Source organism: uncultured Azohydromonas sp. (assembly GCF_937926365.1).
Classification (GTDB): domain Bacteria; phylum Pseudomonadota; class Gammaproteobacteria; order Burkholderiales; family Burkholderiaceae_C; genus Azohydromonas.
This window is the reverse complement of record NZ_CALAOH010000107.1, coordinates 1-11,295: the sequence shown is the minus strand read 5'-3', so window position 1 is coordinate 11,295 and position 11,295 is coordinate 1. Positions and strand designations below refer to the sequence as shown.

10 protein-coding genes are annotated in these 11,295 nt (G+C 71.0%); all 10 read left to right on the top strand.

The features are described from left to right. Window positions 1-290: 290 nt before the first annotated feature. Window positions 291-2,645 (top strand): bifunctional salicylyl-CoA 5-hydroxylase/oxidoreductase, encoded by a 2,355-nt coding sequence (locus tag Q0741_RS11165; RefSeq protein WP_298233276.1) that lies wholly within the window; start codon window positions 291-293, stop codon window positions 2,643-2,645. Continuing rightward, window positions 2,642-3,427: an SDR family NAD(P)-dependent oxidoreductase gene (locus Q0741_RS11160; protein WP_298233275.1), complete on the top strand. Its 786-nt coding sequence runs from the start codon at window positions 2,642-2,644 to the stop codon at window positions 3,425-3,427. The genes Q0741_RS11165 and Q0741_RS11160 overlap by 4 nt, the downstream gene beginning before the upstream one ends. Continuing rightward, the gene (locus Q0741_RS11155) at window positions 3,424-3,993 is read left to right on the top strand and encodes a MarR family winged helix-turn-helix transcriptional regulator (RefSeq protein WP_298233274.1); all 570 of its coding nucleotides are present in this window, start codon (window positions 3,424-3,426) and stop codon (window positions 3,991-3,993) included. Before Q0741_RS11160 ends, Q0741_RS11155 begins: the two co-directional genes overlap by 4 nt. Further along, complete coding sequence (locus Q0741_RS11150; RefSeq protein ID WP_298233273.1) at window positions 3,990-4,841, top strand: enoyl-CoA hydratase family protein; 852 nt, start codon at window positions 3,990-3,992, stop codon at window positions 4,839-4,841. The genes Q0741_RS11155 and Q0741_RS11150 overlap by 4 nt, the downstream gene beginning before the upstream one ends. 12 nt (window positions 4,842-4,853) lie before the next feature. Beyond that, window positions 4,854-6,071: an acyl-CoA dehydrogenase family protein gene (locus tag Q0741_RS11145; protein ID WP_298233272.1), complete on the top strand. Its 1,218-nt coding sequence runs from the start codon at window positions 4,854-4,856 to the stop codon at window positions 6,069-6,071. After that, window positions 6,052-7,659, top strand: coding sequence for an AMP-binding protein (locus Q0741_RS11140; protein WP_298233271.1), 1,608 nt, complete (start codon window positions 6,052-6,054; stop codon window positions 7,657-7,659). The genes Q0741_RS11145 and Q0741_RS11140 overlap by 20 nt, the downstream gene beginning before the upstream one ends. 71 nt (window positions 7,660-7,730) lie before the next feature. Next, window positions 7,731-8,126 (top strand): RidA family protein, encoded by a 396-nt coding sequence (locus Q0741_RS11135; RefSeq protein WP_298233270.1) that lies wholly within the window; start codon window positions 7,731-7,733, stop codon window positions 8,124-8,126. A gap of 158 nt (window positions 8,127-8,284) precedes the next feature. Continuing rightward, window positions 8,285-9,427 (top strand): TRAP transporter substrate-binding protein, encoded by a 1,143-nt coding sequence (locus tag Q0741_RS11130; RefSeq protein ID WP_298233269.1) that lies wholly within the window; start codon window positions 8,285-8,287, stop codon window positions 9,425-9,427. A gap of 91 nt (window positions 9,428-9,518) precedes the next feature. Continuing rightward, window positions 9,519-10,145 (top strand): TRAP transporter small permease subunit, encoded by a 627-nt coding sequence (locus Q0741_RS11125; protein WP_298233268.1) that lies wholly within the window; start codon window positions 9,519-9,521, stop codon window positions 10,143-10,145. Next, a partial coding sequence (locus Q0741_RS11120) for a TRAP transporter large permease subunit (RefSeq protein ID WP_298233267.1) occupies window positions 10,145-11,295 on the top strand: 1,151 nt, incomplete at its 3' end. The genes Q0741_RS11125 and Q0741_RS11120, both read left to right, overlap by 1 nt.

Below are 11,295 nucleotides of genomic sequence, written 5' to 3'. Positions count from 1 at the left end.
GGCTGCTGAAGCCGATCTTGACGACTTCCTGCGCCTGCGCGGCCAGCGAGGCGGCGGCCAGGGCCACGGGCACGAGCGCGGCGGCGATGCGGCGCGCGAGGGGAGTGGGCTTCCTCATGAGATGCAAAGTGGTTGAGCTTCTGTTTGAAGCGGGGGCGTCATTGTGGCCCCGCGTCACGCCGGCACCAGCGGGGCAAGGGTCTCCACTTGGTTGACGCTTAAAGTATTGAAACCTAAATTTCCCCGGATCGGCCCCCCGGGGTCACCGTCGTTGAACGGAGGCGTGGCGCATGAAGATCGTGTGCATCGGCGGCGGTCCCGCGGGCCTGTACTTCGGGCTGCTGATGAAGCGGCTCAACGCCGCGCACGAGGTCAGCGTCGTCGAGCGCAACCGTCCTTACGACACCTTCGGCTGGGGCGTGGTGTTCTCCGACGCCACCATGGAGAACATGCGCCGCTGGGACGCCGTCAGCGCCGCGGCCATCGAGGAAGCTTTCAACCACTGGGACGACATCGAGCTGCGCTTCAGGGGCCGGCGCATTCGTTGCGGAGGCCACGGCTTCGTGGGCATCGGACGTAAGCGCTTGCTCAACATCCTGCAGGCGCGCTGCGAAGAAGAGGGTGTGCGGCTGGTGTTCGAGCGCGAGGTGGAGTCCGACGCCGAGTTCGCCGATGCCGACCTCATCGTCGCCAGCGACGGCATCAACTCGCGCATCCGCGCGCGGCACGCGCAGGTGTTCCAGCCCGACATCGTCACCCGCCCCAACCGCTACATCTGGCTGGGCACGAAGAAGCTCTACGACGCCTTCACCTTCGACTTCGTGCGCACCGAGCACGGCTGGTTCCAGGCCCACATCTACAAGTTCGACCGCGACACCTCGACCTTCATCGTCGAGTGCCCCGAAGCCGTGTGGCGCGCGCACGGGCTGGACCGGGCGGACACGGCGCAGTCCATCGCGTTTTGCGAGCAACTTTTTGCCCAGAACCTGCAGGGCGAGCCGCTGATGAGCAACGCGCGCCACCTGCGCGGCTCGGCGTGGCTGAACTTCCAGCGCGTGAGCTGCGCCCATTGGTGGCTGCGCAACCCGCAGGGCAGCCACGTGGTGCTCATGGGCGACGCGGTGCACACGGCGCATTTCGCCATCGGCTCCGGCACCAAGCTGGCGCTGGAGGACGCGATCGAGCTCACGCGCCAGTTCCAGCTGCTGGGCGACACGCCGGCGCACATCCCCGAGGCGCTGGAGCGCTGGCAGGAGGCGCGGCGCGTCGAGGTGCTGCGGCTGCAGAACGCGGCCTGGAACGCGATGGAGTGGTTCGAGGTCTGCGGCGAGCGCTACTGCGACCAGCTCGAACCCGAGCAGCTCATGTACTCGCTGCTCACGCGCAGCCAGCGCATCAGCCACGAGAACCTGCGCCTGCGCGACAAGGCCTGGCTCGAAGGCTACGAGCGCTGGTTCGCCGCGCGGGCCGGCGCAGAGCGCGCGCCCGAGCTTCCCGCCGTGCCGCCCATGTTCACGCCCTTCAGCGTGCGCTCGGTGCAGCTGAAGAACCGCGTCATCGTCTCGCCCATGGCGCAGTACTCCTGCGTGGACGGCGTGCCGGGCGACTACCACCTGGTGCACCTGGGCGCGCGGGCCATGGGCGGCGCCGCGCTGGTGTGCGCGGAGATGACCTGCACCAGCCCCGACGCGCGCATCACGCCCGGCTGCCCGGGGCTGTGGAACGACACGCAGGGCGAGGCCTGGCGGCGCATCGTGGAGTGGGTGCACGCCCACACCGACGCCAAGATCGCCATGCAGCTGGGCCACGCCGGCGCCAAGGGCTCCACGCGCCGCGCCTGGGACGGCATCGACCTGCCGCTGCCCGAAGGCGGTCCGGAGCCCAACTGGCCCCTGGTCAGCGCCTCGCCGCAGCAGTACCTCGCCGGCGTGAGCGCCTGGTCGCGCGCCATGACGCGCGCGGACATGGACCGCGTGCGCGAGGACTTCACGGCCGCCGCGCGCCGCGCCGCGCGGGCCGGCTTCGACTGGCTGGAGCTGCACTGCGCGCACGGCTATTTGCTGTCCTCCTTCCTCTCGCCGCTGACCAACCGGCGCGAGGACGACTACGGCGGCACGCTGCAGAACCGGCTGCGCTATCCGCTGGAGGTGTTCCGCGCCGTGCGCGCCGCCTGGCCCGGGCATCTGCCGATGTCGGTGCGCATCTCGGCGCACGACTGGGTGCCGGGCGGCAACACGCCGGCGGAAGCGGTGGCGATCGCCAAGGCCTTCAAGGCCGCGGGCGCGGACCTGATCGACGTGTCCTCGGGGCAGGTGAGCAAGGACGAGCACGTCATCTTCGGCCGCATGTTCCAGACGCCCTTTGCCGACCGGGTGCGGCAGGAGGCGGGCATCGCCACCATCGCGGTGGGCGCCATCAGCGAAGCGGACCACGTGAATTCCATCATCGCCGCCGGCCGCGCCGACCTGTGCGCCGTGGCGCGGCCGCACCTGGCCAACCCGGCCTGGACGCTGCTGGAGGCGGCCAAGATCGGCTTCACCGAGGTGGCGTGGCCCAGGCAGTACCTGGCGGCCAAGCGGCAGCTCGAATCCAACCTTGCGCGTGAGAAGGCGGCGGCGGCCCAGGCCGCGCCGGGGCGTTCATGAGCGCGGCGCTGCCGCTGGCCGGGCGCCATGCGCTGGTCACGGGCGCGGGCCGGGGCATCGGCGCGGCCATCGCGCACCGGCTGGCGGTGGACGGCGCGACGCTGACGCTGCTGGGCCGCGGCAGGGACTCGCTGCAGGTGCTGGCCGAGGCGCTGCCGGCCACGGCGCATGCGCGCGTGCTGGTGTGCGACGTGGCCGATGCCGCGGCGGTGGCGCAAGCCTGGCGCACGCTGCAGGAGGAGCGTGCGGCGGCGGTGGACATCCTGGTCAACAACGCCGGACAGGCCGCCAGCGCGCCCTTCACGCGCACCGGCGACGACCTGTGGCAGCGCATGCTGGCGGTGAACCTCAGCGGCACCTTCCACTGCGCCCGCGCCGCGCTGCCGGCGATGCTGGCGGCGGGCTGGGGCCGCATCGTCAACGTCGCAAGCACCGCGGGGCAGCGCGGCTATGCCTACGTCGCCGCCTACGCCGCGGCCAAGCACGGCGTGATCGGCCTCACACGCGCGCTGGCGCTGGAGGTGGCGGCCAAGGGCATCACCGTCAACGCCGTGTGTCCGGGCTTTACGGAAACCGAGCTGCTGCGCGAGGGCATCGCCAACGTGGTCGCCACCACCGGGCGCGACGCGGCGGCCGCGCGCGCCGAGTTCACGCGCCACAACCCGCAGGGCCGGCTGGTGCAGGCCGAGGAAGTGGCGGACGCCGTGGCCTGGCTGTGCACCCCGGCGGCGCGCAGCATCAACGGGCAGGCCATTTCGGTCAGCGGCGGGGAGGTGATGTGAGCAAGGCACGCCACTTCAAGCTGGTGCAGTCCCTGGGCGAGGAGGGCATCGGCCGCGAGGCGCGCGCCGCGCCGGACGACCACGCCGCGCTGCGGCTGTGGCTGCGGCTGCTGTCGTGCAGCACGCAGATCGAGCAGGAGATCCGGCTGCGGCTGCGCCAGCGCTTCGGCACCACCTTGCCGCGCTTCGACTACCTGGCGCAGCTGGAGCGCCACCCCGAGGGGCTGCGCATGAGCGCGCTGTCGCGCTACCTGATGGTCACCGGCGGCAACGTCACCGGCGTGACCGACCAACTCGTGGCCGACGGTTACGTCGAGCGCGTGCCCGACCCGCAGGACCGGCGCTCGCTGATCGTGCGGCTCACGCCGCAGGGGCGCGAGCAGTTCCTGGCCATGGCGGCGGAGCACGAGGGCTGGCTGGTCGAGATGTTCCGCGGCTTCGAGTCCGCGCACCGCGACACCCTCTACGAGCTGCTGGGCCGGTTGCGGCTGCACCTGGCCGGCCAGGAAGTGCCCGCGGCCGACACCGCATCCACCCGCGCCACCACGCGCAAGGAGCGCCGATGAGCAAGCAGATCCATCCCGCCCTGGCCGCCGGCAACCGCCTGGCGCTGGCCGGCTACCGGGCCACGCACGTGCTGTGGGAGGTGCGGGACGGTGTGGCCACCCTCACGCTCAACCGCCCCGAGCGCAAGAACCCGCTGACCTTCGAGTCCTATGCCGAGCTGCGCGAGCTCTTCGGGCAGCTGAAATACGCCGCCGACGTGCACGCGGTGGTGATCACCGGTGCGGGCGGCAACTTCTGCTCCGGCGGCGACGTGCACGACATCATCGGCCCGCTGGTGGACCTGCCCGCGCCGGAGCTGCTGCTGTTCACGCGCATGACCGGCGACGTGGTGAAGGCCATGCGCGGCTGCCCGCAGCCGCTCATCGCCGCGGTGGACGGCGTGTGCGCCGGCGCCGGGGCCATCGTCGCCATGGCCAGCGACCTGCGGCTGGGCACGGCGCGCTCGAAGACGGCCTTCCTGTTCAACCGCGTCGGCCTGGCGGGCTGCGACATGGGCGCCTGCGCGCTGCTGCCGCGGATCATCGGCCAGGGCCGCGCCAGCGAGCTGCTCTACACCGGCCGCAGCCTGGGCGGCGAGGAGGCCGAGCGCTGGGGCTTCTTCAACCGCCTGGTGGCCCCCGAGGCGCTGCTGGAGCAGGCGCTGGCGCTGGCGCGCGAGCTGGCCGCCGGCCCCACCTTCGCCAACGGCATCACCAAGACCATGCTGCACCAGGAGTGGTCCATGGGCATCGAGCAGGCGATCGAGGTCGAGGCCCAGGCGCAGGCGATCTGCATGGCGACGCAGGACTTCAGGCGCGCCTACGAGGCGTTCAGCCGGCGCACCCGGCCGGTGTTCAAGGGAGATTGAAGGACGCACGCCATGGACCACGCGCAGCACCTGGACTGGCCCTTCTTCGAGCCGCATCACCGCACCCTGGCGCGCGAGCTGGACGCCTGGTGCGCGCAGCGGTTGCCGCGCGCCCATGACGGCGACGTGGACGGCCAATGCCGCGCCCTGGTGCGTGCGCTGGGCGAGGCCGGCTGGCTGGCCCACGCCGTGGGCGGGCGGGCCTGGGGCGGCGCGCGTGACGTGATCGACACGCGCGCCCTGTGCCTGCTGCGCGAGACGCTGGCGCGCCACCACGGCCTGGCCGACTTCGCCTTCGCGATGCAGGGCCTGGGCTCGGGCGCCATCACGCTGGCGGGCACCGAGGCGCAGAAGGCGCGCTGGCTGCCGGAAGTCGTGGCGGGCCGCGCCATCGCCGCCTTCGCGCTGTCGGAGCCCGAGGCCGGCTCGGACGTGGCGGCCATGAGCTGCGCGGCGCGCGCCGAGGGCAATGAGTACGTGCTCGACGGCGAGAAGACCTGGATTTCCAACGGCGGCATCGCCGACTTCTACGTGGTGTTCGCGCGCAGCGGCGAGGCGCCGGGGGCGCGCGGCATCTCGGCCTTCATCGTCGAGGCCGACACGCCGGGCTTTCGCGTGGCCGAGCGCCTCCAGGTCATCGCGCCGCACCCGCTGGCGCGGCTGCGTTTCGAGAACTGCCGCGTGCCGGCCTCGCAGCGCCTGGGCGCGCCGGGCGAGGGCTTCAAGCTGGCGATGCGCACGCTGGACGTGTTCCGCACCTCGGTGGCCGCGGCGGCGCTGGGCTTCGCCCGCCGGGCGCTGGAGGAGGCGCTGCGCCGCGCGACCGTGCGCAAGCTCTTCGGCGGCGTGCTGGCCGACCTGCAGCTCACGCAGTCCAAGCTGGCGCGGATGGCCACCACCATCGACGGCGCCGCGCTGCTGACCTACCGCGCCGCGTGGCAGCGCGACCAGGGCCGCGGCGTCACGCGCGAGGCGGCGATGGCCAAGCTCGCGGCCACCGAGGGCGCGCAGCAGGTCATCGACGCGGCGGTGCAGCTCTGGGGCGGCCAGGGCGTGGCCAGCGGCGTGACGGTGGAGCGGCTCTACCGCGAGATCCGCGCGCTGCGCATCTACGAAGGCGCCTCGGAGGTGCAGCAACTCATCATCGCGCGCGAGCTGCTGCGCGAGGAAACGGCCACCCGGCCCCCAACAGCTGACGGGAGGACACCCCATGCCCAGCGCCCACGTTGACACCTTCGCCCGCGACCGCCTGCCGCCGCCCGCGCTCATGCCCGAGTTCCTGTTCGAGCTGCCGGAGCTGCAGTTTCCGGCGCAACTCAATTGCGCCTGGGAGCTGCTGGACCGCCACGTGGCCGAGGGTCGCGGCGAGCGCGTGTGCATCCGCGCCCCCGGGCTGATCTGGACCTACCGCGACCTGCAAGAGCAGGCCAACCGCATCGCGAACGTGCTGGTGCGCGAGCTGGGGCTGGTGCCGGGCAACCGCGTGCTGCTGCGCGCGCCCAACAACCCCATGCTCGCCGCCTGCTGGTTCGCGGTGATCAAGGCCGGGGGCATCGCGGTGACCACCATGCCGCTGCTGCGCGCCAGGGAGCTCAAGGCCGTGCTCGACATCGCGCAGTGCAGCCATGCGTTGTGCGACCGCTCCCTGGCCCAGGAGCTGGAGGCCGCGGCGCAGGCCTGTGCGCAGCTGCGCCATCGCTGCTACTTCAACGGCCATGGCCCGCAGGGGCTGGAGCACGCGATGCAGGGACAGTCCGCGCGCTTCGCCAACGTGGACACCGCCGCCGACGACACCTGCCTGCTGGCCTTCACCTCCGGCACCACCGGCGTGCCCAAGGCCACCATGCACTTCCATCGCGACGTGCTGGCGGTGTGCCGCTGCTGGCCGGCGCACGTGTTGCGGGCGCAACCGGAGGACGTTTTCATCGGCAGCCCGCCGCTGGCCTTCACCTTCGGCCTGGGCGGGCTGCTGCTGTTTCCACTGTCCATCGGCGCCAGCACCGTGCTGCTGGAGAAGGCCGCGCCGACGCAGCTGCTCGAAGGCATCCGCGACTTCAAGGCCACGGTGCTGTTCACCGCGCCCACCTCCTACCGCGCCATGGTGGCGCAGGGCGCAGCGCTGCGCGGGTCGGCGCTGCGCAAGTGCGTCTCGGCCGGCGAGGCGTTGCCGGCGTCCACGCGCGCGCAGTGGCGCGAGGCCACCGGGCTGGAGATCATCGACGGCATCGGCACCACCGAGCTGCTGCACATCTTCATCTCCGCCGACGAAGAACATGCCCGGCCCGGCGCCACCGGCACCGTGGTGCCGGGCTACCGGGCCGAGGTGGTGGACGACGAGGACCGCCCGCTGCCACCGGGCAGCGTCGGCCGCCTGCGCGTGAAAGGGCCCACGGGCTGCCGCTACCTCGCCGACGAGCGCCAGGCCGGCTACGTGCGCCAGGGCTGGAACTACACCGGCGACGCCTACTCGATGGATGCCGACGGCTACTTCCACTTCCACGCGCGCACCGACGACATGATCGTCAGCGCCGGCTACAACATCGCCGCGCCGGAGGTGGAGGAGGCGCTGCTGCAGCACCCGGCCGTGGCCGAGTGCGGCGTGGTGGGCGTGCCCGATGCCGAGCGCGGGCAACTGGTCAAGGCCTTCGTGGTGCTGCGTCCGGGCCACCAGGGCGACGCGGCGATGGTGCGCGCGCTGCAGGACTTCGTGAAGCGCGCCATCGCGCCCTACAAGTACCCGCGCGCCGTCGCTTTCCTCGACGCGCTGCCGCGCACGGCCACGGGCAAGCTGCAGCGCTTCAGGCTGAAGGCGGATTGAGCTCGAATTCAACCAAGTCGTGAAACGACCCGTTCACTGACCAGTGAGCAACGGAATCAGGAGCCCTGCAGATGCCCGCAATCCTTCCCCCCGGCTGGCCGCGTCCGCGGGGCTACGCCAACGGCGTGGCCGCACGCGGACGGCAGCTGTACGTGGCCGGCATGGTCGGCTGGGACGCGCAGCAACGTTTCGCGAGCGACGACTTCGCGGCCCAGGCGGTACAGGCGCTGCGCAACATCGTGGCCGTGCTGGAAGCCGGCGGCGCGGCGCCAGCGCACCTCGTGCGCTTGACCTGGTACGTCACCGACAAGCGCGAATACCTGGCCGCGCTGCCCGCCGTGGGCCAGGCCTTCCGCGAGCTCATCGGGCACTACGACATCGCGATGACGGCGGTGCAGGTGGTGGCGCTGATCGAGGACCGCGCCAAGGTCGAGATCGAGGCCACGGCCGTGGTGCCGGAGGATTGACGCGGCCCTTGCCGATTTGAAGCCGTTTGGCAAGCCCCGTTTGCCATCTTTAACACTCGGGCTTGCACCAGTTGCAGCAGTGGTATGACAACTTTGATAGTGCTGCAGCGTTTCTTGGTCAGCGCTTTGCGCATTTCCATCACAGAGGAGACAGCCAAATGAGCCAGCAACCGAAGCAGCCGGCACCGCGCCGTGGTTTTCTGAAGAAGGCCGTTGCCACCTCGGTGGGAACGGGAGCCCTGGCCGCACCGGCGGTGTCGCGGGCACAGACCACCACGCTGCGCTTCCAGAGCACCTGGCCGGCGAAGGACATCTTCCACGAGTACGCCCAGGACTTCGCCAAGAAGGTCAACGACATGGCCGGCGGGCGGCTCAAGATCGAGGTGCTGCCCGCGGGCTCGGTGGTGCCGGCGTTCCAGATGCTCGACGCCGTGGGCAAGGGCACGCTCGACGGCGGCCACGGCGTGGTCGCCTACTGGTACGGCAAGAACTCCGCGCTGGCGCTGTGGGGCTCGGGCCCGGCCTTCGGCATGGACCCGAACATGGTGCTGGCCTGGCACTACTACGGCGGCGGCAAGGCGCTGGTGGACGAGATCTACAAGGGCCTGAACCTGGACGTGGTGTCGTTCCTGTACGGCCCGATGCCCACGCAACCGCTGGGCTGGTTCAAGAAGCCCGTGGGCAAGCTCGAGGACATGAAGGGCCTGAAGTTCCGCACCGTGGGCCTGGCGGTGGACGTGTTCACGGAGATGGGCACGGCCGTCAACCCGCTGCCCGGCGGCGAGATCGTGCCAGCGCTGGACCGCGGGCTCATCGACGCGGCGGAGTTCAACAACGCCTCCTCCGACCGCGTGCTGGGCTTCCCCGACGTGGCCAAGAACTGCATGCTGCAGAGCTTCCACCAGAGCGGCGAGCAGTTCGAGATCCTGTTCAACGGGGCCAAGTACAAGGCACTGCCCGCGGAGCTCAAGGCCATCATCGACTACGCGGTGCAGGCCGCCAGTGCCGACATGAGCTGGAAGGCCGTCGAGCGCAATTCGCGCGACTACGAGGAGCTCAAGAAGGCCGGCGTGAAGTTCTACAAGACGCCCGACCCCATCCTGCGCGCGCAGCTCGCCGCCTGGGACAAGGTGATCGACAAGAAGGCCGCCGAGAACCCGATGTTCAAGCGCGTGCTCGACTCGCAGCGCGCCTTCGCGCAGCGCGCGGGCCAGTGGCAGAACGACTACACCGTGGACTACAAGATGGCCTACAACCACTACTTCGGCCGCGGCGCCGGCCAGCAGACCAAGAAGGGCTGAATCGGCTGAGGAAGTTTCCAGGACAGGGCGCCCCGGGGGCGCCTTTTCCTTGTCCGCTATTTCGCACGCATCGCGCGCGTTGGGAGTTCGCATGCAGAAGGCGCTGCTGGCGGTGGACCGCTTTTCCACCTTCATCGGCAAGACGTTCGCGTGGACGGCCGTGGGCCTCACGCTGCTCATCAGCTGGGAAGTGTTCAGCCGTTACGTGCTCAACAAGCCCCATGCCTGGGTGCTGGACGCGCAGATCATGCTCTACGGCACGCTGTTCATGACCGCCGGGGCCTACACGCTGTCCAAGAACGGCCACGTGCGCGGCGACGTGCTCTACGGCTTCTTCAAGCCGCGCACGCAGGCGGCCATCGACCTGGTGCTGTACGCGGTCTTCTTCCTGCCCGGCATCGTGGCGCTGACCTGGGCCGGCTGGCAGTTCGCGCAGGAGTCGCTGGCCATCCGCGAGCAGACCTTCTCGGCCGACGCGCTGCCGCTGTACCCCTTCAAGTTCATCATCCCGCTGTCCGGGGCGATCCTGCTGCTGCAGGGGCTGGTGGAGATCGTGCGCTGCGTCATCTGCCTGCGCCAGGGCCAGTGGCCCTCGCGCGACGAGGACGTGGAGGAAGTGGACGTGGACAAGCTCAAGGAGATGGTCCACGTGAAGGATGTGGACATCGACGCGCTCGACCGGCCGCTGCCGCCGGCGCAACGCCAGGAGGGCGCGTGATGAAGATGCGCAAGGAGCTGTGGTTCGGCTTCAGCCTGATGGCGATCATCATCGCCGGGGCCGCGGCCATGCTGCTGGGCGCGGAGCGCATCACCAACGGCCACATCGGGCTGCTGATGCTGTCGCTGGTGGTGGTGGCGATCATGCTGGGCTTTCCCACCGCCTTCACGCTCATGGGCATGGGCATGGTCTTCACCTGGCTGGCCTACGAGCGCGACACGGCGCGCACGCTGGACCTGATGGTGCAGTCGGCCTACAAGGTGATGGCCAACGACGTGCTCATCTCGATCCCGCTGTTCGTGTTCATGGGCTACCTGGTCGAGCGCGCGAACCTGATCGAGAAGCTGTTCAAGAGCCTGCACCTGTCGCTGGCGCGGCTGCCGGGCTCGCTGGCGGTGGCCACGCTGGTGACGTGCACGCTGTTCGCCACCGCCACCGGCATCGTGGGCGCGGTGGTCACGCTCATGGGGCTGCTGGCGCTGCCGGCGATGCTGCGCGCGGGCTACTCGGTGTCGTTGTCCGCCGGCGCCATCACCGCCGGTGGTTGCCTGGGCATCCTGATCCCGCCCTCGGTGCTGCTGATCGTCTACGGCGCCACGGCGGGCGTGTCGGTGGTGCAGCTCTACGCCGGCGCCTTCTTCCCCGGGCTGATGCTCGCCGGGCTGTACGTGCTCTACACCATCCTGGTGGCCAAGCTCAGGCCCGCGATGGCGCCGCCGCTCAGCGCCGAGGAGCGCGCGGTGGCGCTGCCCGCGCCGCTGGTGCAGGCGGGCGCGGCGCCGCGGCAGCACGCGGTGCCGGGACTGCTGGCCGCCGTGAAGGGGCAGCGCAACCACGGCGTGCCCCTGGGCTACCTGGCGCGCCAGAGCGTGGTGGTGTTCCTGCCGGCGCTGGCGTTCGCCGTGGCGATGCTGCTGAGCTACGAAAGCGTGACGCGGCCCCTGGCGGTGGAGGAGGTGTCGGGGCTGCAGGAGATCGGCGCCGGCGCGCCGGCCGAGGAGAGCAGCGGCGGCCTGGCCGAGCCGCCCGCCGATGGCGGCCTGCAGGAGCCGCCGGCGCAGGAGGGGGGGCTGAGCGAGCCTCCCGGCGACGGCCTGCAGGAGCCTGCGGGCTCCACCGGCCTGGCCGAGCCGCCGGGTGCCGGCGGGGT